A 23,126-nucleotide genomic window follows, 5' to 3' on the forward strand; every position below is an offset into this window, starting at 1 on the left:
TGCGCTTTTTTATATTTTTACATTTAAATGCATAAGTTTTTCAGGATTAACCATCATATAAATATTTGAAATCTTCTCATCCTCAAATGCAAACGAAAGAACATATGTTACTTTATTATTTATTGTAACTATAACTCCTGGTATACCATTTACCATTTTGAAATCAACAGTGTACTCTTCTGTCAATCGTTGTGCAATTCCAAAGAACAAACGTATAATTCGATCTGCAGAATAAATTGGATTGATCGCAGTCGTAACTTTACCGCCACCATCAGCTTTGAGTATAGCATCTGTTTTTAATACTTCCAACATACCTTCCGTATCCCCACACTGTAATGATGCTACAAACTTTTCAACATAAGAAGCCATTTTCTCCGTGCTTAATTTTGATTGCTTCGGTTTCTCCAACATGCTTTTTCGTGCACGTTGAAAGATCTTCCTGCAGTTCACACTACTCTTATCAACAATTGAAGCTATTTCTTCGTATTCATAACTGAAAACCTCTCTTAATATGAAAACAATCCTTTCTACCTCAGATAGTTGTTGTAAAAGTAATAAATATGCGGTGGAAAGGGATTCTTTCATTATAAATGACTTTGATGGCTCATCACTCTCTTCTACAAGTGGCTCTGGTAACCACATCCCTACATACACGTTACGTTTATGCGCTGCCGATCGTAATTTATCAATTGAACGATTTGTCGCCATCTTACATAAATATGCTTTCATATTTTCTATAGATTGTGGATCTTCTATATTATTTAGCGATATAAATACATCCTGAACGATATCCTCAGCATCCATAACACTCCCAAGGATTCTGTATGATAACGAAAATAATAATGGTTGATACGCTTCATATAACTGCTCCGTTTCCATGATGAACTGCCTCACTTTCATATTGCTTTAAAATGTGTAACGCTGCACGTTTCCCGCTTGCTACCGCAGCATCAGCTAATATTTCATCATGCCCTGCCCAATCTCCTGCAACATAAACACCTGGCATTTCAGGTATATTAGGACCCGGCTTTTCAACACGGTCAATATGAGGAAAATCATGTACTACTGTTATTTTCGGTAAATATTGCTGTGCAACAACTTCTCTTTTCCAATTTGGGTGTAACAACTCCATCGTACTTTCCAACTGTTCTTTATCTTCATGAATATGATTCATCTCTAGCACAGGATTATGGTACTTAATTAGACTCACTGCAATTGATCCGTCTTCACTTAATTTAGCTGCTCTCGATTGATTTGTGAAAAATATAGGTTGATCTAATCCTAATACAAATTGATGTGTAGGATTGGGTAATTGTCTCAAGCCAATATCTAATGCACCAACAGTAACCGGTACCGATTGTTCACTCCATTTATGCAAACTTGTTCCTTCTGCACCTTTTATTATTTTACAAGCCTCTTTCGGCGGAGTCGTCACGATGACTGTACCTACTTCAAAAACCTCATCATCAACACAATGTATTCTTTGTTTACCTTCGGAATGCTCAATTTCCACAACATGCTTTTTAGCCAAAAACTGCACCCCGATATCATTTGCTATAGCTCTTAATTTTGTTATTATCGTCTCCCAACCACCATCTACATAAAGCACTCCTTCTTTTATAGAAAGCTGTATTTGCCTTAGTACAGATGATGCTAATTGTATTGTAGGAGCAAACGTATATGTTGTTGTCCGGCATAGCGCATAAAATATATTGCGAACCATTGGATCTTTTATTTCATTTTCTGCCCATGTAGTTAGACTCATTTTCGGAACTTCTCCTACATCTAAATTTCCTAAACGAATCATAAGACGTGAGAATTGTACTTTTGCAGACCAAGAAAGTAGTGGTGTTGATAAAATTGAGCGAAAATCTGTTGGGATGGTGAATATATCCCCTTTCCATATTCCATGTGCTTTTGTAGATGGTATTCCACCTGGAAGAGTCATACCGAGCTCATTAAAAGTTATAAACGCTGCCCCGCCTCTATATAAAGCATGTGCACCAAGATTCATGCAGACTCCATTTTTATTTGTAGTCATCCCTCGGCCACCGAATTGACTGGACTTTTCTAATACAATCACTTTCCTTCCAACTTTCGCTAAATATATAGATGCTGTTAATCCAGCAAGCCCACCGCCAACAATTGCTACATCAAATTTCTTCATAATAAAATCCCTCCTTAATCGTTCTACATACAAGACGAACGATTAAGGAGGGATGTGACATAAAAATAAATTTTTATTACCCTACTATATTTCATTACTTTTTAATTCGGTCATATTGCATACGAAATAACTCAATTGCAAATGGAATATCCTCTTCACTCTTTAAATAATAACTGATCCATCCTGATTCAGGTAATACGTGATGTGGTTTTACCAAGCCTTGCTTCACTAATTCATCTCGCTTTAACTTCGGAAATGGTAAATCAGCTAATTTATCACCATGAAGATGGCCAAGTTCTTTCTTGCCATAATTTATTTCAATACCACCAAATCGATGCGGTTTTTCAGAAACACCCGCCCAGCTGAGTACTTCATTTCTAATCATTTCACTAAATGACATGAACATTCACTCCTTATAAATGATTGATGTACTTTTAAATTAACATTTTCATTACTTTTTTCCATCAATCCAAAGTATGAATGGGAATACGAATATAGTTTAATCTTTATACTTTATTCTTTATGGAATAAGTGAATTTATTAAGCTACCGACAACAGCACAAAACAAAGACTAGACACATATCCTAATTTTGTAACCTAACTTACCTATAGAAAGGCGGGTAATACAATTGACTGCCAACATCGACTATACCTCCCCCTCAACCAATTTTACTTATGATGTAAATAAAAGTAATTTTTTTCGGAAAGATGCCCAAAATTATATAAATGTACTTGGTATTAAACAATTAAACACTTTAGAAAATACTTCTTTATTAGATATTTATTTAAGTACAGGAAATGTTGTAGAACCACATATTCATCAAAATGCAGCTGAACTTGTTTATTGTATTTCAGGGTCTGCTGTTGTTTCTTTACTTAATCCATTTACGAATCAAATATTAAACTTACCGATAAAACCCGGGCAAGTTGCCAACATTCCACAAGCGTGGTGGCATTATGAAATTGCTACAGCAGATAATACTCATTTATTAGCTATTTTCAATGCTCCAACTCCAGAAGTTATTTTCGGTTCTGACATTTTAAGGTTAACTCCAGCTCATATGATGGCCCATACTTATTGTCTCAATGAACAACAATGGAAACAAGCGGTTTCCCCTATCCAATCAACTACCGTAATTGGTCCTCCGGCAAACTGCAATCAAAACCGTGAAATGAAAAATTATCCAACCCAGCCCCTCGCTCAACAACAGAATCCGTATCACCAAGATTCTTATTACTTTCCTCTTTACTGGGGCTATTAATTTGTAAATTTTCAAAAGAATCATCATTTATCTCCTAGGAAAATACCAAGGAGATTTTTTTATTGTATGTTCTCTTCCTATTAATAATAGTAACAATTGATAGTGTACATACATATAATATTTATATATTAAATTGGAGGTGATAGTACTATGAGTAATTATAACTATCGAAAAAACTACTCTTATAATAAAAATAGTAGCTCTTCAGCATCCTCTCAATCTTCCAATTCTCAATCTTCCAATTCCCAATCGCAAAGAGACTTAGCCGAGCAAGGCTATGTAAAGAAAAAAGGATGTAACTGTAATAAAAATAAATAGTTTATTTTATGGATGAATTCTTTTAAAAGAATTCATCTTTTTTTGCTGATCGGAAATTTTTAAAGTTACATAACTTATTCCTTAAATGAGAAAGGGTAAATTATACTTTTTTATACGAACTTAACAAAGAGTAATTGTTCAATGGATTTATTACTTATTTCCCCAAAAAATATAGTCCTTCCTAAATTTATTAGGAAGGACTATATACAAACCCCTGTTTAATTTCCTACTAAATGTAACAAATTAAACGATATTAATACCTGCACTTACAAATCCAGCAACTGCAGCTATTGGACTTGCTGCTGTTAATGAAACATATAACAGTATTTTATCCCCAGCCGCTACTGGAATAGCTTCAGGTATGATTCCTGATGCTGTAGAACCAATCGCTATTGCGGCAAATGCTGGTGTTAATAAAAGAGGTGCGCCTTGTACTGTAAACGTATTGCTTGCTGCAGGTGCAGTTAATATTTGTATTTGCACTTGAACAGGTGATAATGGAGCTAATGCAGCTGTTGCACTAAAGAAACCTGCTAATGACGTAATAACCCCTGCTCGTGGTGCTACAAATGCATAATCACCTACACCTAATGCTAATGTGATACTTGTTCCACCCGTTAATGCTATACCAGGCTGACTAAATCCAAATCCAAGAAGAGTTCCTGTATTAGCTACTAACGCATTAACTAACGCTGCTGGTGTTGTACCTGAAGCAAACGGAATAATAGCTCCGCCACCAGTTGCACCCGTTGCTCCTGTTAAGCCTGTTGCTCCTGTTAAACCTGTTGCTCCCGTTGGGCCTGTTGCTCCTGTTGGGCCTGTTGCTCCTGTTGGACCTGTCGCTCCTGTTAAGCCTGTTGCTCCTGTTAAACCTGTTGCTCCTGTTAAACCTGTTGCTCCTGTTAAACCTGTTGCTCCCGTTGGGCCTGTTGCTCCTGTTAAACCTGTTGCTCCACCAGTACCTGCTGGACCTGTCGCTCCTGTTGGGCCTGTTGCTCCTGTTGGACCTGTCGCTCCGCCTCCTGGACCTGTTGGACCTGTTGGACCTGTCGCTCCACCTCCTGGACCTGTTGGACCTGTTGCTCCGCCTCCTGGAGTAGCACCAATTAATTGAGTTAATAAGTTTAATAAAAGTTGTAAACTTGCAGGGTCAATAATTAAAGAGAAGAAGAATGGTGCAAGAGCACTGTAGAATTGTTGTAATAAAGAAAGTAATTGACTTAGATTTGGGTTAGGAGATTGTAGTAAATTAATAATACTTTGAATTAATTGTTTTAAGAAATTCCCTTCTGGAGAAGGTGCTAATTCATTTAGTAAGTTCAATAGTTGAGTAAACAAATTGAGTAAAGCTAATCTGTTTGCATCACTTGGATTTGCAAAAAACGCTGCAATAGCCGAAATTAAAGAGTTTAGTAAAGTAATTAATCTACCTAATTGCTCACTAGTAATCGGAACTGTTTGTGGATTGTTACAACAATCTGGAGTGAAAACAATCGGATTATTGCAGTGGTTATGACCGAAACAATTATTACTTGTCATTTATGTCCTCCTTACTTGTTTTATATTTGAGTTTTTCCTATTATAAGGATCATAAAGTTGTAAAAGAGTATGTGTTATATATTGACTTAAAATAGGAAACATGAAATATAATTAAACTTAAAAACGTTATTTAATTATGTTCATGACTCACATATTAATTATATGTTTTTAATAATTGACTGCTTAGATTAAATACCTAAACTTACGGGTTTATTTTATTTTTCCACGTTTATCTCTTAGGTTTAAATACACATATTAATTTGAATATACTCAACAATTAACAGTGCCATTTTTTCATATAAATATACATTATTTCTTTACTAAGATTGTGTTCTCTTTTTAAACATGAAGCCCTTTGTATTATAGAGAACTCTCATATACTATATTGAAAAATTCATTTTATATTTTATTCCAATACACTATGAAAAGAATTGAAGTTAAAATTCCTATCATTCAACCATTTATGACAGCTAGAAATTGAATGTACCTTCACTTAATTTTAACTATTTAAATATAAAACAAAAAGGACAGATTCCTTTTCATTAAGGATCTGTCCTTTTAATTAATAATAATAAATTGTAATATAATTGAAGATCCTTGCGATGGTGGTTGCGTATCCAATAAAGTTAATTTACCAGTACTCACTTCATATAATGGTTGTGGCTGCAGTATTCCATTAACAAACAAATTAATATAAGAAACTTCACTAGGAGACAAAATATTCGTTGTACCATATTGAGGTATCCCGTCAGCATCTGTATATATAAGCTTCTCTCCATCCGCAAAAGTGTAATATAACAAATTGGTGGTTGTTATAGGGCCAATCCCCCCGGTAGGACCTGTTGCTCCGGTTGGTCCCGTTATTCCAGTCGGGCCCGTTGCTCCGGTTGGTCCTGTTTCTCCGGTTAGCCCGGTTACTCCGGTTAGTCCCGTTATTCCAGTCGGGCCTGTTGCTCCGGTTGGGCCTGTTATTCCAGTCGGGCCTGTTTCTCCGGTTGGGCCTGTTATTCCAGTCGGGCCTGTTTCTCCGGTTGGGCCTGTTTCTCCGGTCGGGCCCGTTATTCCAGTCGGGCCTGTTTCTCCGGTTGGGCCTGTTTCTCCGGTTGGTCCCGTTATTCCAGTCGGGCCCGTTGCTCCGGTTGGTCCCGTTATTCCAGTCGGGCCCGTTTCTCCAGTTGGACCTGTTGCTCCGGTCGGGCCCGTTATTCCGGTTGGGCCTGTTGCTCCGGTTGGTCCCGTTATTCCAGTCGGGCCCGTTTCTCCAGTTGGACCTGTTGCTCCGGTCGGGCCCGTTATTCCAGTCGGGCCTGTTGCTCCGGTTGGGCCTGTTATTCCAGTCGGGCCTGTTACTCCGATCGGCCCCGTTTCTCCGGTTGGTCCCGTTTCTCCAGTTGGACCTGTTGCTCCGGTCGGGCCCGTTATTCCGGTTGGGCCTGTTACTCCGGTTGGGCCTGTTATTCCGGTCGGCCCCGTTATTCCAGTCGGGCCTGTTGCTCCGGTTGGAATATAAATTGGTGGAAGAATCGGAAATGTAGGTCCAATATTTTCTGGGCCTATCATCCCCTTATTCAATGATAAATTGTCATTGCGTTTCAATTTAATACCTCATTCCACATGTTTTTTAATTCATACACATCATTATGACCCTATCATTAAAGAATAACTTTATAACTATTCTCTTTTTTCTTCCCAAAGAATTATTACATATATTAAACATTTTACCGTTGCTATAACCGCTTTAATTAATATAATAAATTAATCATTCTATTTAAAAAGTACTAAATCTATTACATTCTTATTTAAAAAGATGAGGTGATTTATATTCAAGATAATAATGAAATTAGAAAAAAAGAAATAATGTCAATGGCCCTTGACATTATTTTCCCTTACAGGCTTACTGGACCTACGGGGTCTACTGGAAGTACTGGGCTTACCGGGAGTACTGGATCTACCGGAAGTACTGGGCCTACCGGAAGTACTGGGCCTACCGGAAGTACTGGGCCTACCGGAAGTACTGGGCCTACCGGAAGTACTGGGTCTATCGTTACAACAAACTCTATGTTCGCTAATAATACATCAGGTGGTCCTGTTTCAGTCATATTAGGAGGAACAAACATTCCACTTTCAAATAACCAAAGTCTTGGTAATTTTACAGTTAACGCTTCAAATGACGTATTTACAATTCCTGTAACTGGAAGATATCATTTAACCTATCAAGTTAATACGACAACCGCTCTACTTGCTGGAACTAGACTACTATTAAACGCTTCTACGCCAATTCCTGGCTCTATTTTTTCTCCCGCTTTATCAACTTCAAATTATAGTAATAATTTAATTACTAATTTAAATGCTGGTAATACAATTTCACTACAATTATTTGGTATATTATCTGTCGTGAATTTAGTTGGAGGTGGATCAACAGGTGCCTCTCTTACAATTATACGAATTGATTAAAAAATGATTCATTCTTTTTATAATAAACAATCTAAATACTCAATTGGTAAATATTACGAGAGTGATGACGTAATAAAAATAAATTGTACTATATCCATAGTAGAAAACATCTATACTAAATTTTCCGTATATATATTATCAATTTACACTTCCCCCATGTCGGTGTTACATTAAAGATGAAGATCGTTTCTTCTTTACAGACCATCTCAATATGTATTTGAGGAACATCTCCAATCCTATACGCGAGAGCAATACTATATTGACACTCAATTGAGTGTCTTTTTTTATATTCAAAAAATAAAACCATCTCTTATAGATGGTTTTAACAATACACATTTACTCTTTATATTATTGCCAGCTTATAAAGCTGGATAATAAATAGTCATACTTAACCGCGTTAATGTTCTTCCTGAATTAGTATAAGTATGCGGTCTATCCGCCTTAAAGCGAATTGAGTCTCCATTATTTAACGTATATTGACAATCGTTTATGTCAATTGTCAATTTCCCTTCAAATACCGTTATAAACTCTTCTGTTCCTTCTTTATGCGCTTCTGAACTTAATTTCCCTTCTGTATCAATTTCAACCATATAGATTTCAAAATTCCTATTATCTTGGAAAGGAAATGAGGGATACACCTTATATCTCCCATTGTCTTCAGACAATACTTGAACATCATTTCGTAAAACTACTTTCGTATCAGGCTGTGGATTATTAATTAAAGAGGTAAATGATACTTTCAAACCATTAGCAATTTTCCATATTGTTGTTAGTGTCGGGCTTGAATCTCCTCTTTCTATCTGTCCAATCATTGTTTTACTTACACCTGTTAATTGAGAGACCTTTTCTAAACTTAATTTTTCTTTTTCACGTATTGATTTTAAATTTTTTGCCAGAATAAGTTGAATTTCTTCCATAAAAAACACTCCTACACTGTATACAATATAACGACCGTTATGTATAATAAAAAGCACACGTTATATTGTTCTTTTCAGTCATTATAACACACAAAAAATAGGGGGTTTTGAAATGCCTATATTTTCTTTTTTGTTATTTGTATTTATAAGTAGCTTCACACCTGGTCCCAACAATTTCTTAGCTATGACATACGCAAATCAACATGGATTAAAGAGAAGCATAAACTTTTGCTTTGGAGTAGCATTCGGTTTTTTCATCCTCACTTCTTTATGCAGTTTCTTTAATATTGTATTAATTAATATTATCCCTATAATTGAATTTCCTTTAAAAATTTTAGGTGTCGCGTATATGCTATATTTAGCCTTTAAAATAATTACTAGTAAAGGCGGTGCCGGTCACAATGAAAAAAATAATAAAAACTTATTTACAGTGGGTATTTTCCTTCAATTTATTAACCCTAAAGGAATATTATTCGGACTCACAGTAGTCTCTACTTTTATACTCCCTTACTACAATTCATATTCAAGTTTTCTACTTTTCTCATTATTTCTAGGTATAGTCGGTTTACTGAGTACATTTAGTTGGAGCCTTTTTGGTTCCATGTTCCAAAAACTTTTATTAAAACATAATCAATTATTTAACATCATTATGGCTGTTTTATTAGTTTTCAGTGCCGTTTCAATCGTTATACACTAATTCGATGCTCATTTTAGATTTTGTACTTTTTAATACCACTCTTTATCATTCAGACTACTTTACATACTAATCCATCCACATACCCTATGTGGTTTAAAACTTTTAAGAGGAAACCTTCTAACAATAGGTTTCCTTCCATATTATATTAAATAAGAAGCAGGTTAAATACGGAGGTGATTTTGATTAAGACTACTTTAATTTCTCATTTTTACAATGAAGAATATTTACTTCCGTGGTGGTTAATGCACCATACAAAGCTATTTGATCATGGCATTCTTATTAACCGTGGATCCACTGATCGTTCAGTTGAAATCTGTAAAACATTCGCTCCTAATTGGGAAATACGAAACTCAAAATCATTCGAATTTGATGCTTATTTAGTTGATCAAGAAGTTATGGAAATTGAAAGAGAAATTACAGGATGGAAAATGGTATTGAATACGACAGAATTCCTGTGCTGTTATAATAAAGAACAATTTTTCAAATCACTTAACACTATGGGCGGCAATATGTTTTCAATAAGAATGATTATGATGATTGATGAACCGACTCATGGCTACACTAATCCAAGATATAGCTCTCCGCTTGTTAAACAACGTTATCACGGCATAATAATTCAACCTAATCCAAACCAACTATATCTTAACGGTAGATTAATTCACAATAATTCGCACGGGAACTATAGAGTCGGGAGACATGGTTCGCATTATCCTTATAGCATTTACATGGAACCTGCTTTTATTTTTAAATTTTTTTATAGTCCATGGAACGATGCAATGAAAAAACGAAAATTACAAATCGGGCCTACTCTTTCTCAACATAGTGTACGACGCGGATTAGGTTCTCATCACTTAACAACAATTGAAAAATTAGAAAAAAAATACAAATACTATGCAACCTTAACTACGGATCTCCGGTTATTCCCAGAATACCAAATTATATTTCCTGATCTTTGTCCTTAATGTCATGAATATTTAGTTTCGACATCCATCCGTTTTTTATTAACATACCAACTCCAACTAAATACTTTTCTCTAGTAGAAATCTGAGCTAGAACTCTTGCTGCACGGAAATTCCTCTTATTTAATCTCGTATCACTAGCCTATAATCTTTCATACCATTTCATTAAGCACTTGATGTTGGATCAGAAATAAAAAATGGTAGTTCATTTGGAAAATTTTCAATTTCAGATTTTATACCTTCTAAAACAAAGAATTCAAACAATAGAACCTAAACTAAGATTTTAAGTTATGGCTTTATTTTTTTCTTATTATTCACTTTAAAATCTTTTTATAATAATATTGAAAAATACGATATAATATAAATTACTGTTCTTTAGGAGGATCACAATGGCTGATAAGTATAAATTTTTTATTCTCATTGTTACCGCATTTTTTTCATTCTTTTCTTTAATAAAAGATTTCCGCAACACTTCAAAAAGTTTCTTTTGGGGTAGTTTTATCATTCTTACAAGCTTCATGATACTATTAATACATGCTCTAGATTTAACTCAAATACTTTTTTATCCAAAGCAAATTGCGCTTGAATTTATTACAATACCACGTATATTCAATTTGATTTTATAAGCATTTCGATTTAGTGTTTTCTAATTGATTTTAACTATTATTGAAGGTGACATATCAGCGATATTTTATGCCTATTCCGTATAAGTGTTAGCAAGTTCGTTTGCAAACTTGTTAGCACTTTTTTATTTCTTTTATTGTACTCGCCCTAAAAATACATACCCCCCTTTTATTTGTTTTTTTATCATTACAAATAACTTGCTATATCAACGTTTTAGTCCATGAGCTTTTCTAATCATTTTCTATCTTTTTCTATAAAGTGGGGCAAATGTGGGGCGTCACTGAGAAAAAGGGACAAAACGAGTTGGACTCCCATTCAGCTCGTTTTTATTTAGATAATATAGATAATACAGAAATCCCTAAAATTTGATATAATGATACAGTTATTAACATTAACTAGGGGGAACAATTTATGAAGAAATTTTTCAAATTTGGTTGTCTAGGTATTATTGCGATTTTTGCAATCCTTGTTGTCATAATGATTATCGATATCGCTAATGACGACCCAAAATCAAAAGACAAAACAAAGGAAACTGTTACATCAACAGCTAAATGGGAAGAAAAAATTAAAGAAGTTGCATTAAGTAATAAAAATCCAAATGAGAAGTTTGATGAGGTAAGTAAATATGCTCACGATTACAAACCATCTAAAGATGAAGTAAAACAGTTTGGCGATGCCATTATTAAAGAATATAAAGATAAAAATTATATTAAAGATATATCTAACCATGAGTACATGTTAACGAATATTTTCAAATCACAAGTTGTTGATAAAAATGCATCAGAAAAGCCATTAAAAGATTTCGCTTTCGACTTCTGGCAAAACTCTAAATACAACTACCGCGGTGTAGAAAATGCGACAAGTAGTGCTACACAAGCAAACGAACGCCAAATGGATAAAGCTTTAAATAAAATAAATAAATAGAATGACTATTTTTTAGGGAGGGTATATTATGAAGGTTGTACGCTCTATATTCAAAGGATTTCGTTTAATAGGTTTAATTGTAAAACCCGTACTTAAAGCATTATCTAAAAGTAAATTTTAAATCTCATAAAAATAAAAATCCCCTTCTGCATATGGATGCAAAAGGGGATTTTTTAAATTAATCTATTCGTTCTACAGATACTGGTTCATAGATCAATAAGAAACGGTGTATATTTACACTAACATCTATAAAGATGAAAATCAAGATATACGTACCTACCTATAGAATCAGATAACATTTTTATAAAACTATTCTTTTGTAAAAAAACATTAAACATATACATAGGCTTCATTTACAATTAAGCAGATTTTATTTCACGTAAATATTATTATACTAATCCAAAGTTTCTGTATTTACATTTTTTTCTTTTTATCTCATAATTTTAATTGGGGAAAGGGAGGAAAGAAATGGTTCAAATCAAAGTAACACCTGAAATGCTAGAAGAAGTTGCTAATCGTGCAAATAACACTAGAAACGCGTTAGAATCCATACATAACGACTTATGTAATCAAATTGATTATTTATGTTATCAATGGGTAGGTGCTTCTAATCAAAATTTCGTCCAAATGTTCAATGGTGCAAGACCAAAAGCATTTACCTCTATCAATGCAATCACAAATGTGGAAGAAGAATTAAAACGAATTGCTGAGAAATTCCGTACCACAGATACTTCATATGATGGAAATATCCAAGAAGGGGCAATGTGTGGTAAACCCCCTGGAAAATCTACAATAGAAAAGGTTTGGGATGGTATTGTAGAAGGTACGGGACAAGCTGTTGAAGATACACTAGAAGGATTTAAGGCACTTGGTAAATGGGAGACGTGGGAAAACATGGGGAATGCCGCCCTGCACCCTATTGATACCCTTAGTACCATGTATAATGTATTGTCAGATTCATTTATTAATGATGTAATAAATGGTGACGCAGAAAGTCGTGCAAAATGGGGAAGTTATGCTTTAACTCAAGTTGGTTTAGGACTTATTGGTGATAAAGGAATAAGCAAAGTCACTACACTCGCAAAGGGTGCGAGTGTAGCAAAATTCTCAGCAGGTATTTCGCATTTTACAAATAAATTGCAAATGGGAGATCGCTTTGCATATGCTAGCGTTAGTGAGTTTAGAGATATTCCAAAAACTTCTTTTAATTCTTTAGAAGAAGCACGTAATACATTTATGTTTGCTGACCCTGGTAATTTAAATACACCTAGATTCCAAGAATATCTTAGCCAAGTAGAAGAAATAACAAACAGAAAAATCCCTGAAAATCAAAGAGAATTACTTCAGGAAGCTTTAGAAAAGAATGCTTATGAACGATTAAGCAAAGAAGAAGTAGATCAAAGAAGGGCTGAGTTCAATACTCTAAAAAATAAGCTGATAGCTGAATGGGAAAAAGAAACAGGCCAAACATGGCCTACATATACGGAGGAAGTTATTTCGAGAAGAGGTAAAGTATCACGGAGAATTGATAAGCCATTTGATGCACATCATTTTGTTGAAAATGCACATGGCGGAGAACATGAATGGTGGAATATGCACCCAGCTAAATACCCTGATGAACATCAAGGTGGTATACACGCTAAGGACAGTATCTCAAGAGAAATTTTTAAAAAGTAATTAATGGAGGTAACGAAAGCTATGTTTGATTTTTTGAAAAAGTATGTTGTAGCTAATGAAGGTGTAAAATCTGACAAAACACCTATTTTCTATCCTTTAAAAAGTGAGGAAATAGAAGAGGCAGAAGAGTTGTTAAAAATGAAATTCCCTAAAGAATTAAAAGATTTTTACAAGGAAATTGGTTATGGTTTTTTAGAAGCATCAGATAGGTTCTTTTTTAATAGATTTATGGACCCATTTTCGGTTTCTGATTTTCGTTTAAGGGAAGATATTTATGAATACAACCCCAACATAGATGGTGTTGATGATGAAGAATCGCTGGTTTTCTTTGAAGTAACAGAATTGAATTTTTTAACAATTAAATTCAAAGAAGAAAATGAATTAGGCCAATGTCCTATTTACTCGAGTTCTACAAAAATAGCGGATTCTTTAGAGGAATTTATAAATAAAATGGTTGAAAATCCTGATTATTATATTTAATCATTTTAAACAAAGAGAGAGTCTGCTCAATATAAGCAGACTCTCTCTTCCTACTTCACATGTACATAGGCTTCATTAGCTGTTACATAGTATGTTTTGCCTCTACTATTTTTCACTTTATACTGTGGTGAACCATTTACACTTACCTTCGCATCAATCGTAAATCCTAAACCTGCATCTACAAAACCAGCAACATCTTTATCCTGCCAAGATGGAGCATCATAGAAACGTAGATTGTTAACTTTTGAAATAACGCGCTTTCCAACAATAGAAGAATCTACGGTGCTTTTCTTATTAAACTTCACATAAGATGGATCGTTCTTAATCCACTGATCTCCACCGAGATTTAACCACCCGTCTTTTTCAGCCCACACAATATAAGATTCTGGTTTGTTTAACTGACGAATCTTAGAATAGCTTGTACCTGGTCCTTTACGTAAGTTAACGTTGAAACCTTCAATATAGGCGATACCGTCTGTTACTGCTGTTGGTACTTCCGCTGGTTTAGATGGCTTCTCAGGAACAGAAACATCCACACTAGAATTATTGTATGCTCGTTGTACATCTGCTCTAAATTGAGCTTCTGAAACGCCATGAGACTTTAAGTAATCAATTGGATCTTCATGATCCGTACCGCCAAGGTAATGAGTTACATCGCTATGTGTCCACAATCCTTTTTCTACAGATAAACTACGGTCACGTAAGATTTTAGCTAGTAACTTAACGTATTTGTCATAGCTGCGTTTGAATTTTGTATAGTCCGCTGTTTCGCATAACTCTACATGTACAAATCGTTTATTAGCAGCAGGTCCACCGCCATAAGCAATGTACTTTGTATCAGCGATCTGGATTGTTTCGTCCCAATCGACTGCATAGTGAACAAAAGCATTTCTCCATGTACGAGACTCATATTTTTGAATGTTAATAGCTGGAGCTTCTGGAGTTGCTGTAGAATGTGCTACAACACCCTCATAAGCACCTACACCATAACGGTATGGTTGTTTTGGTAAGTCAGGAATAATAAGTGTTCTATCAGCAAAAGCACTTGTAGCAAAAGAAACAGCAAGTACTAGAATCATAAGGAACGAGGTAATATGTTTCATTGTCTTTTTCATTTAGCATCAACATCCTTTTTTATAATTTTTGTGTGGTCAAATAATCCACTTGCTGACAGTCCAATGATGATTCCTTGAAATACATTTGTTTTGATATCTCCGCCCAAAAATAAAACGCCTAGCACAATGCCAAGCGTTAAATTTAGTAACGGAACATATTTTGTTTGTAATCCAATTGTTTTTCCAATCTGTGAAAGACCAACTATAATTCCAATCATTACAGTAATTTCAAACATTACATACCACCTCCTTTCATTAAGAAAGTGAGTGCTGCGCCTATAATTCCACCTACAATAAGTCGCAAGATCCAGGTAGTATTAGCGCTAATCTTATCTAATTGCTTATTGATATTGATAATGTCTTTCTCGTTACCTGTTGTCCGCATTTCTAAACTTTTAATCTCTAAGCGAATGTCCTTAATATCTTGCTTTATTTCTTGAACATCACTTCTTACTTCTTGTAATCCTTCCACTTTGACCACCTCATTTCAAAATAAAAAGAGAGACATCTATTTGCCCCTCTTTTCTTATAAAAGCCGTATTTTGTACAAAATAAAAAAAGACCAGCTATTGCTGCCCCAGTTCTGTATGTGTGTTATTTTCATTAGTTGGTGTTGGCGGTTCTTGAGATGGATAATTCCCTGTAAGTGATGTATAACAATCTAAACAAATGTTTTTTTTCGCAAACCCCATATCTAGTAGGTACAAACGCGCGCCACGTTTACATATTTCGCATCTTGTTGCAATACGGAAATATATCGTTCCATCCGTTTCCCCCCACACCTCTACTTTATTCGCACCATATAAACCGGCATTGTTTAGCATATCAAAAGGAATTCGCACAAATACTCCGTTTTCGTTTCTTTCTGAATCTACTAACCTACCAGCAAACGGAGCACCTTGCCCTGCTTGTAAGGGATAACCTTGTAAATCTTTGTAATCATCCATATATTTTCCTCCTAAACGTTAGGTAGCTTGTACCATTGTCCTGCCATGCCCATAAAATAAAACCCATAGCCTTGACCACCATCAAAGAAACGAATGGACCCAGCTTGACCCATTCTATTACGTCCTAAATTTATTCCCTGCGTTAGAATAGGTTGATGTATGAATACATCCTTTTCTGTACTTATATCAAAGGTCTGCCCGTTATCAGCTGGACCTATGTTGTTATTTACACCGCCTATAGCAATTCTATTAAACGGTTGAAGGCCATCGGCCCTTTCGGCTGCTGCTCGATCCCAGTTATACATAGATGCATATTTACCACTGTATAGCGTTACACCCGATACACAGACCGCTGTCCCTTGTCTCATGTCAGCATTTCCAGAACAAACCTTAATAATTAATGCGTGCTGTTGCGGAATATAGTTTGTTGGCACTTTGAAAGTGAAAGAGTATCTTCTGATTTCTCCATAATAGGTAGACGGTTCAGGAAAATCCATTTTTTGTTCATGCCATGTATCGTAACTTACATTGTCTCGGAATGTAACGCAGCATACTTGTAAACGCGGCTTCCCTGTTTTACGTACCCCATTTATCATTGCTGTTCTAAAATGAGCAGATACTGTGTATTCATTTCCAGGATGTATCCCATTATTCACGATAGCTTCTGGATAGTTATACATATCTACCCTTGTAGCATTCACCATTTGCTCGTAATCAAATATATGTGTATTCTTTTCTATTACGACATTTCCCCATGACTTCCAAGTAAGACCATATCCACCTTCAAATCCATAATAATCTGCATTCCCAATGTTCTTCTTTGTAACACTAGAAAAGTCGGGATCTGCTATTAGATTTCGCCTTGATACTGCAGTTGTTTTCGTTCCCCATTCATCTTCAAAAAGGAAGTCTAGCATTTTAACAGTTACACCGTTTTTATCGATGATAATTTTATCACCACGAACAGATATAAAGTTGGTATCAATTCCTTCAGCCGTAAGCCACTTTACAATTGTCGCTGCGTTAATAGCAAGCTTTGAAACATCAATTGTTATTTGCTCTGCCGTTTGATTGATAGAAGAGATAATATCGCCTTTTTTTACAGTACTAAGAATATTTTTCTCAGTAACTTGAACACGCCCTTCTAGCTCTTTTACATATGCATCTTTAGCATACCTACCATCAGATTGAGTTTGTGTATATACTTCTGATTTTGAAGCCTTTAAATCTAATCCTTGCTCATTGATGGTTAAACGATTATCAATCTGCGTTACCTTTTGGTTGTAGTCTGAAGTATTGACTTTATTTGAAACGTCGCTGATTAATTGCTCTTGATTCGTATAATCAAAAGGTGAAGGGTAAAAATCAGTTGACGCAATTTTCCCCGCTTGTAACGTAGGCTGCGAAATCATCAATGTTCCATTTCTTACAACATGGAAACGGAAAAACATCGAAACTGCGCTATCTGGTGCTTTGTATTCATCCGTTTGGAATTTCTTCCATGTATTGATAGGAAGGTTTGCATCTGTAATAGATGAATAAGCCGTACCAATTCGATTGCCCGCTTTATCAAAGAACTGAATTTCATACGACGCACCGCGATCCATTGCCGTTGTTCTGTACGCCCACGCGCTCGCTACGTAATAATTACCACCTACACATGGGTATCTGTCTGTATACGCTCCACGCCATGAATCAGTAGTTAAACCAGATTGTACAGTTTTTAAAACGCCATATCCTTTGTAATTTAAAGCCGGATCATGCGAAACACCTGCATGAAATCCCCAATACTTTCCGCTAGACAGAACCGCGTTTTTAATAATGTTCTCTCTTCCTGCTGCCGAAACATATCCCTGCGCTTCGTCTTTAGAAACGGTTAAAGTGATTTGATTCTTCAGTACGTTAATTTCGCTCGTATGCTCTGTGATCGTTTGTCCTTGTGACGTTAACGTGTTGCCTTGTGCAGTATTCACTTTTTCAACTTCAGTTACACGCGCCGTAATATCAGTAGATGTAGTTTCTAACGTCCCTACACGGCTTTTGACGCCTGTTAAACCAGACTCCGTATTTTCCACACGTTGAGTGATTCCGTCCACTGTTTGGATAATCTCGGATGTTTTCTTGACGAACTCGGTATTTAATGTAAGATCATCGGCATTTCGATTCCAGTCGGATGCAATCTCTCCTTCTTCGATTTGAACTTTCTTAAATCTGAAAATCTTTCCGTTTGATGCTGCATTTTTCGGAAAACGTAACCTGAAGAATAAACCCGTAATGCCCGCAGTAGTTCGGAATCTGACTTCATATCTTCTCCAATTCGAAACACAAGCAAATGTTTTTGTATTAACTTCTGTTAACGTCCCATTCGATAGATATTCAAACAATACGAAATTCATATCGGTTGAATCCGTGTCGGCTTCGAATGATAGAACGTAATTTGTATCAGCTTTAAAACCGTACATTTCCGTTTTAGCGCTTGTTATATCCGTGAACTGATAGAAAGAGTCGGTGTAATCGTTACATACCATGTGAATATAATCACCCACGTTTGTAACGGTTGCTTTATTCGTGAAATGTTTCGCTGCGCCTTTATGTTTTACAAACTCGTTGTTACCCGATGAATTTAACAATAAGTTAGTACCGCCGGACAATTGACGATCCATCGGCGACGGCGACCATTCGAGCGGTAAATTACCACGGTTTAACATGAAGTTAGATACTTCAATATCACCATTTCGACGTAACCACATTACAATTTGTGGGTTTCTAAATGATTTCGTAGTTACAAACGTGTGTGTAACTTTTCTCCATTGTTGAACCGCCGTTCTAGTAACATACAGGTTCGATACGAAAGGCTTGTTAGAATCCGTTGTATCCTGTAATTCTACTGCAAATTGATCATCATTAAGATTGGCTGCTGCTGAATTCCATTTAATAAAGAACGAAATAGAAATCTGCTCGCCTACTTGACCACTTTTAGGGATCAGATCGATCAATTGTTGTTTAACACCTAAATATTGATCAGTAGAAGCGCCCGTGTTAGCAATCTTTAAAACTGATCCTAAATCTGGATTTTGCGGAACAGTTATTTTTGTTTTAGCGGTTGAATTATTGTAGTCCCAATCCATAAGACCGCGATCAAAACTCGAATTTCGAATAACGTTACCGCCACCCGATGTGAACGCATCTTTTGATGATGGTTTATAACTAGAAACGATATTTCCTTCTTCCAGTTGATAAGCTGCATATTCGAACCTAGTTGCTCCAATTTCCGTAGCCGTGTTGATCGGTTCGAAACGTAAACGATCATCGGACGTACTGATCCATTTGAAAGTATGTGTTACTCGTTGCCATGCAGCGCCCACGTTTGCAACTGTTTTCCCATTGTCCGTAGCTGATCCGCAGTAGAACTTCACATCGACTTTCTTGTCACTATTTGGGCTAACTACTCGCATATACATGCTGAATGTGTAGTCCGTTTGTAACTTCTGTACACCTTGATCTCGTAAATATGCAGTTAAATATTCAAGCCCGCTCCATGCTTCAGTTGACGACCAAACACTCGTATCGAGATATTTTTCAGCAGTTTTTGTATTGCCTGTTATTGCCCAGAAAGGCGTTTCATTATCCTTTGATCTGATTAACAAGTTTTCAACGCCGAATTTCATCCCGTTAACTTTGCCCGTCACTTCTGAAACGCTCGTACTGATTTTGCCGACTTCGACTTTTAACTCACTTGCTTCCTTCTTCACGTTGACCATATCGCCCTCTAAACCTGAGACTTTTCCGTTTGTCGTGTTTAGTTTACCGTCAACCGTAGTAACTTTTCCATCAACCGTTGATAATTCCGTTTTAGTTGCGCTTAGTGTGATATCTTTCGCGTTTTGGTTAATTTGCGTTTGTTGGTTCTCAAATTTCTGTAAAACACCCTGCTGATCCGTTGTATATTTACTATTAGAAACCTTACCATTTAAAGCTGTGTCAACGTCTGTTTTTGTGTAGGTGTCTGCTTTGTTTGCTTTACCTTCCATTTGCTGATTAAGCCAGTTAATATCGACTAAATCCTCCATATCGCCTTTGATCTTGTCTAACTCGCCATTAACCCAAGTTTGCACATCTTGTTCAAGTTGTTTGGTATCTGGAACGATTGCTTCCCACGTTGTGCCATTCCACTTTTTCAAAATTCCTGGCTTTCCTTTTGAGATATCCAGCCACAATGATTTTCCTGCAACTAGTCCCGTTGTCGGTGCATTAGTGCTTTCTATTATGACTGTTTGCCAGGTTGCAGAATCCTTATTAATTTGATCCGCTAACGCCTTTGCATATTCTGCATCCTCTTTCGCTTTTTGTGCTACTCTATCGGCTAGATTAGCGTCAATTATTGCTTGTGCTGCGTCTGCTTCAGCTTTTTCGGCGATTAATTTCAATTGATCAACATAATCTTGTGTTGCTTTTCCACCTAGTTGCGATACCAATTGTTTATAATAACGACGCCATTCTTCAGACTGATCAACAAGTTCACGATAGTCTCCAAACACATATTTATCTTGTGAAGGATCAGTAAATGATTCATCACCAGCGATTGCCCGTGCTTCTAAATAAAGTTTCGGTGTAAATCCTGTATCTTTTATTCGGATTGTATCCCCCTCATTAATCAGCTCATGAGCTAGTCCAAATACACGACCGATACTTTGTGCATTCACTTCATAAGAAACAGATGAATTAACGCGTTTCTTTATCTCTGTTTTCATAAGAGTCATTAAACGTTGTGGTGTTATATCTTGTTCTGTCTCTGGAGTATAGAATCCAAATTTATGCTGTCCTTTTTCATTCCAGCGTTGGAATGCATCATTGTCTACAAGATAAGGGATTCCATTATTAATACTTGAGATGGTTATAAAGTCCCCACCCTCTTTTTTAACAAATCCTAATAAGGCCGTACAGATGTTTTGAGAATTCTCAATTCGTTTGATACCCATTAAATCTTTACCAAGAGTTACTTCTTTACCAGTATCACGCCCGCGCTTTTTGACCATATCCACATAACGACCGACAATTTGAGAGCCTACAACTTCTGCATGGTATTGAATTTCTAATTCAAACAAAGAAGCAATGTCTTTTAAAAACTTCAGTGGATCTATGAATTCATCAATTGTCATCGTGTGGAAGCCAGCGTATTCTGTTTTCCCCCTTTTCCACTTCGTGCCCACAAGAGCCATATCAATAAACTCATTAACTGTTTTACTCACAATCTTCTGAGGATTGATAATGCCCGCTTTCGCTAGTTGAATCCATTCTCCAGATGCATAAGCAATTACTGATCTATCATCTGAATTTTTTTCAGTCTCAGTAATAACATACGGAACAATCCGTCCATCTCTTACCTCTTTTAAAACTATATTTTGCTGCATAAGTGTAGCTGCGTCTTCTGTATTATCAAATACTTTAAACTCTAATGTATCAATGTTATTTTTTATCTCCCAATGTCGTTTATCATCCCAATAGTCTTTTGGTTGTATATTGGAAACAATTTGACTCGTTTTAAAATCAACAACATGTAAGATCCCACTTGGTGTCCTCATCTAAATCGCTCCCTATACGTTACTTTGGCTGTTCCGACAGTGGAAGGCATGATTTCTAGTTTATTAGAACCCTTATGAATAACAGGATAATCGCTGAATATGTCTTTTAGATTAATAGCTTTTTTACCATTGATTGATGCAAGGCTTCGCTCGGTATCTATAACTACTTTGTCACCAACATCAAAGATATAAGGCGGATTATTTTGTGTATTCATGTTTACTTTCCAGATTTTCAAATCATCAATAGACATTTGCGAACAAAACATGTTATTTGAAAACTGCGAAATGCTAATTTGAACTTGGGCTACTTTGTTCATATTCACGTTATTTTCATCAAACCAGACAACAAACCTTTCAGCATCATCGATTTCAGTACCTAATATAAACTTAGAAATATACGCTTCCCATCTATTACCGGTCCTAGCGAGCCATAATCGCCCTCTAAAATTAGTCCAAGTATCTGGATGATCTCCATGTTCATTAATCAAAACTTGTCCACCAGGTTTCTTACTGTTACCCACACTAGCAAATCCACTGTTTTGCTCCGCTTCCCATTGGACATCACTCATTGATATACGGGCTACATAATCGCTATTTTCATCAAGAAGACCGATTTCCACACGCCCCATTTGATCCCAATGATAACTATTAATGTGTACATAAGCTTGCATGATAAAATCCTGTAATGGTCCTTGTGGGATATTCTTTTTAGCTATGCAACCATGCCATCCTTTTACTGTAGGTTCACCTAGATACTCGGCCATAAAACGGTATCCATCCGATTTAAACTTTCCTCCACCAGTCATATCTTCTGTTTTAGGAACATCTGTCCATCCTATGGTTGTCCCCATTTCATCCCATAACACACGTTGATTCCTTTCTACCGGAACCTGATCTGCTTTCAACGGATATCCAATGCGAAAATAATTCGGGCCATTCCATACATCAAGAAATGTGGAAGGTTTCGTTACTTCAATTTCGATAATCGGGTTAGATTCGACGCTTCCTTTGTTTTGAACATTTGCAATTAATCCTCGACCGTCCATTTCAAATTCCACCGTTCTAGTAGGTCCTAACTTATAAGGCATTGGACAAATAAACTTTAAAATACCCTGTCCTATATCTACAAATTTATCAATATCAAAATCTTCGTCTACAACTGCCATATATGTTCTATCTGGCATTACATCAAAAATCAGTTCTGCTGGATTTTCAGTAATAAGCCACTCCGCTATTTCTTCTTTTAATGTTTCTAAATTTGTCCCATTTGGAACAATAACCCCCACAGGCACAGGAAGAGGACGGGTTTCGGTATCTGTACTTAATAACCTTGCGCCTGGATATCCGGGGGTTTTTAGAAAATTCCTCCTTAAAGGTGCCCATGTTGGAGGATTCCATCCTCTTTCAATATGAATATAACTTTTTCTTTCTCCATTAAATTCAAAGGAACTCATTGTCTCCCTC

20 protein-coding genes are annotated in these 23,126 nt (G+C 36.0%); 8 read left to right on the forward strand and 12 right to left on the reverse strand.

Annotated elements, in window-relative coordinates:
* Positions 1-9: 9 nt before the first annotated feature.
* From ACTFR3_RS15255 to ACTFR3_RS15265, 3 genes are all read right to left on the reverse strand, one after another.
* Positions 10-879, reverse strand: a complete 870-nt coding sequence (locus ACTFR3_RS15255) for a sigma-70 family RNA polymerase sigma factor (RefSeq protein ID WP_000447162.1) — start codon at positions 877-879, stop codon at positions 10-12.
* Positions 857-2,167 (reverse strand): phytoene desaturase family protein, encoded by a 1,311-nt coding sequence (locus ACTFR3_RS15260; RefSeq protein ID WP_440044532.1) that lies wholly within the window; start codon positions 2,165-2,167, stop codon positions 857-859. The genes ACTFR3_RS15255 and ACTFR3_RS15260 overlap by 23 nt, the downstream gene beginning before the upstream one ends.
* A gap of 94 nt (positions 2,168-2,261) precedes the next feature.
* Positions 2,262-2,567: a luciferase domain-containing protein gene (locus ACTFR3_RS15265; protein WP_000010319.1), complete on the reverse strand. Its 306-nt coding sequence runs from the start codon at positions 2,565-2,567 to the stop codon at positions 2,262-2,264.
* 229 nt (positions 2,568-2,796) lie between these two features.
* Between ACTFR3_RS15265 and ACTFR3_RS15270 the strand changes: the two genes are divergently transcribed.
* Positions 2,797-3,429 (forward strand): cupin domain-containing protein, encoded by a 633-nt coding sequence (locus tag ACTFR3_RS15270; RefSeq protein WP_000126325.1) that lies wholly within the window; start codon positions 2,797-2,799, stop codon positions 3,427-3,429.
* 561 nt (positions 3,430-3,990) lie between these two features.
* On the opposite strand, the gene ACTFR3_RS15275 is transcribed toward ACTFR3_RS15270, so the two are convergent.
* Complete coding sequence (locus tag ACTFR3_RS15275; protein ID WP_440044534.1) at positions 3,991-5,286, reverse strand: exosporium glycoprotein BclB-related protein; 1,296 nt, start codon at positions 5,284-5,286, stop codon at positions 3,991-3,993.
* Between the two features lie 558 nt (positions 5,287-5,844).
* Complete coding sequence (locus ACTFR3_RS15280) at positions 5,845-6,882, reverse strand: DUF4183 domain-containing protein (RefSeq protein ID WP_440044535.1); 1,038 nt, start codon at positions 6,880-6,882, stop codon at positions 5,845-5,847.
* 216 nt (positions 6,883-7,098) lie between these two features.
* On the opposite strand from ACTFR3_RS15280, the gene ACTFR3_RS15285 reads away from it, so the two are divergent.
* Positions 7,099-7,740: a BclA C-terminal domain-containing protein gene (locus tag ACTFR3_RS15285; protein WP_440044537.1), complete on the forward strand. Its 642-nt coding sequence runs from the start codon at positions 7,099-7,101 to the stop codon at positions 7,738-7,740.
* 359 nt (positions 7,741-8,099) lie between these two features.
* On the opposite strand, the gene ACTFR3_RS15290 is transcribed toward ACTFR3_RS15285, so the two are convergent.
* Positions 8,100-8,714: a helix-turn-helix domain-containing protein gene (locus ACTFR3_RS15290; protein ID WP_113732221.1), complete on the reverse strand. Its 615-nt coding sequence runs from the start codon at positions 8,712-8,714 to the stop codon at positions 8,100-8,102.
* 55 nt (positions 8,715-8,769) lie between these two features.
* Here ACTFR3_RS15290 and ACTFR3_RS15295 point away from each other — a divergent pair, with 55 nt between their 5' ends.
* From ACTFR3_RS15295 to ACTFR3_RS15320, 6 genes are all read left to right on the forward strand, one after another.
* Positions 8,770-9,354 (forward strand): LysE family transporter, encoded by a 585-nt coding sequence (locus tag ACTFR3_RS15295; protein ID WP_001121273.1) that lies wholly within the window; start codon positions 8,770-8,772, stop codon positions 9,352-9,354.
* Positions 9,355-9,533: 179 nt separating this feature from the next.
* The gene (locus ACTFR3_RS15300; protein ID WP_000598280.1) at positions 9,534-10,316 is read left to right on the forward strand and encodes a glycosyltransferase family 2 protein; all 783 of its coding nucleotides are present in this window, start codon (positions 9,534-9,536) and stop codon (positions 10,314-10,316) included.
* A 386-nt stretch (positions 10,317-10,702) separates the two neighbouring features.
* A complete protein-coding gene (locus tag ACTFR3_RS15305; protein WP_000774113.1) occupies positions 10,703-10,939 on the forward strand; it encodes a hypothetical protein in 237 nt (78 codons plus the stop codon).
* Between the two features lie 409 nt (positions 10,940-11,348).
* A complete protein-coding gene (locus ACTFR3_RS15310) occupies positions 11,349-11,861 on the forward strand; it encodes a hypothetical protein (protein WP_197234734.1) in 513 nt (170 codons plus the stop codon).
* Positions 11,862-12,329: 468 nt separating this feature from the next.
* Positions 12,330-13,538 (forward strand): WXG100 family type VII secretion target, encoded by a 1,209-nt coding sequence (locus ACTFR3_RS15315; protein ID WP_440044539.1) that lies wholly within the window; start codon positions 12,330-12,332, stop codon positions 13,536-13,538.
* Between the two features lie 21 nt (positions 13,539-13,559).
* Entirely contained in the window at positions 13,560-14,018 is a 459-nt protein-coding gene (locus ACTFR3_RS15320; RefSeq protein WP_440044540.1) for an SMI1/KNR4 family protein, read from the forward strand.
* 50 nt (positions 14,019-14,068) lie between these two features.
* Here ACTFR3_RS15320 and ACTFR3_RS15325 read toward each other — a convergent pair whose 3' ends face one another.
* The 6 genes from ACTFR3_RS15325 to ACTFR3_RS15350 all read right to left on the reverse strand — a co-directional run bounded on the left by ACTFR3_RS15325 (position 14,069) and on the right by ACTFR3_RS15350 (position 23,116).
* Positions 14,069-15,133, reverse strand: a complete 1,065-nt coding sequence (locus ACTFR3_RS15325) for an N-acetylmuramoyl-L-alanine amidase (RefSeq protein ID WP_440044541.1) — start codon at positions 15,131-15,133, stop codon at positions 14,069-14,071.
* Entirely contained in the window at positions 15,130-15,369 is a 240-nt protein-coding gene (locus ACTFR3_RS15330; protein WP_161520528.1) for a holin, read from the reverse strand. The genes ACTFR3_RS15325 and ACTFR3_RS15330 overlap by 4 nt, the downstream gene beginning before the upstream one ends.
* Entirely contained in the window at positions 15,369-15,605 is a 237-nt protein-coding gene (locus ACTFR3_RS15335; RefSeq protein ID WP_000398737.1) for a hemolysin XhlA family protein, read from the reverse strand. Before ACTFR3_RS15335 ends, ACTFR3_RS15330 begins: the two co-directional genes overlap by 1 nt.
* A 94-nt stretch (positions 15,606-15,699) precedes the next feature.
* The gene (locus ACTFR3_RS15340) at positions 15,700-16,080 is read right to left on the reverse strand and encodes a hypothetical protein (protein ID WP_078404600.1); all 381 of its coding nucleotides are present in this window, start codon (positions 16,078-16,080) and stop codon (positions 15,700-15,702) included.
* 11 nt (positions 16,081-16,091) lie between these two features.
* Positions 16,092-21,662 carry a phage tail spike protein gene (locus tag ACTFR3_RS15345; protein ID WP_277558215.1) on the reverse strand — a complete coding sequence of 1,857 codons (5,571 nt, stop codon included), beginning with the start codon at positions 21,660-21,662 and terminating at the stop codon, positions 16,092-16,094.
* Complete coding sequence (locus tag ACTFR3_RS15350) at positions 21,659-23,116, reverse strand: distal tail protein Dit (protein ID WP_277558217.1); 1,458 nt, start codon at positions 23,114-23,116, stop codon at positions 21,659-21,661. The genes ACTFR3_RS15345 and ACTFR3_RS15350 overlap by 4 nt, the downstream gene beginning before the upstream one ends.
* Between the last annotated feature and the right edge of the window lie 10 nt (positions 23,117-23,126).

The sequence above is a fragment of the Bacillus cereus group sp. MYBK14-1 genome, assembly GCF_051916885.1.
Classification (GTDB): Bacteria; Bacillota; Bacilli; order Bacillales; family Bacillaceae_G; genus Bacillus_A; species Bacillus_A cereus.

Bases quoted from the DNA above. Each gene is read 5' to 3' on its own strand.
- ACTFR3_RS15255 (WP_000447162.1), bottom strand. From the start codon at position 879: ATGGAAACGGAGCAGTTATATGAAGCGTATCAACCATTATTATTTTCG.
- ACTFR3_RS15260 (WP_440044532.1), bottom strand. From the start codon at position 2,167: ATGAAGAAATTTGATGTAGCAATTGTTGGCGGTGGGCTTGCTGGATTA.
- ACTFR3_RS15265 (WP_000010319.1), bottom strand. From the start codon at position 2,567: ATGTCATTTAGTGAAATGATTAGAAATGAAGTACTCAGCTGGGCGGGT.
- ACTFR3_RS15275 (WP_440044534.1), bottom strand. From the start codon at position 5,286: ATGACAAGTAATAATTGTTTCGGTCATAACCACTGCAATAATCCGATT.
- ACTFR3_RS15295 (WP_001121273.1), top strand. From the start codon at position 8,770: ATGCCTATATTTTCTTTTTTGTTATTTGTATTTATAAGTAGCTTCACA.
- ACTFR3_RS15305 (WP_000774113.1), top strand. From the start codon at position 10,703: ATGGCTGATAAGTATAAATTTTTTATTCTCATTGTTACCGCATTTTTT.
- ACTFR3_RS15310 (WP_197234734.1), top strand. From the start codon at position 11,349: ATGAAGAAATTTTTCAAATTTGGTTGTCTAGGTATTATTGCGATTTTT.
- ACTFR3_RS15315 (WP_440044539.1), top strand. From the start codon at position 12,330: ATGGTTCAAATCAAAGTAACACCTGAAATGCTAGAAGAAGTTGCTAAT.
- ACTFR3_RS15320 (WP_440044540.1), top strand. From the start codon at position 13,560: ATGTTTGATTTTTTGAAAAAGTATGTTGTAGCTAATGAAGGTGTAAAA.
- ACTFR3_RS15325 (WP_440044541.1), bottom strand. From the start codon at position 15,133: ATGAAAAAGACAATGAAACATATTACCTCGTTCCTTATGATTCTAGTA.
- ACTFR3_RS15330 (WP_161520528.1), bottom strand. From the start codon at position 15,369: ATGTTTGAAATTACTGTAATGATTGGAATTATAGTTGGTCTTTCACAG.
- ACTFR3_RS15340 (WP_078404600.1), bottom strand. From the start codon at position 16,080: ATGGATGATTACAAAGATTTACAAGGTTATCCCTTACAAGCAGGGCAA.
- ACTFR3_RS15345 (WP_277558215.1), bottom strand. From the start codon at position 21,662: ATGAGGACACCAAGTGGGATCTTACATGTTGTTGATTTTAAAACGAGT.
- ACTFR3_RS15350 (WP_277558217.1), bottom strand. From the start codon at position 23,116: ATGAGTTCCTTTGAATTTAATGGAGAAAGAAAAAGTTATATTCATATT.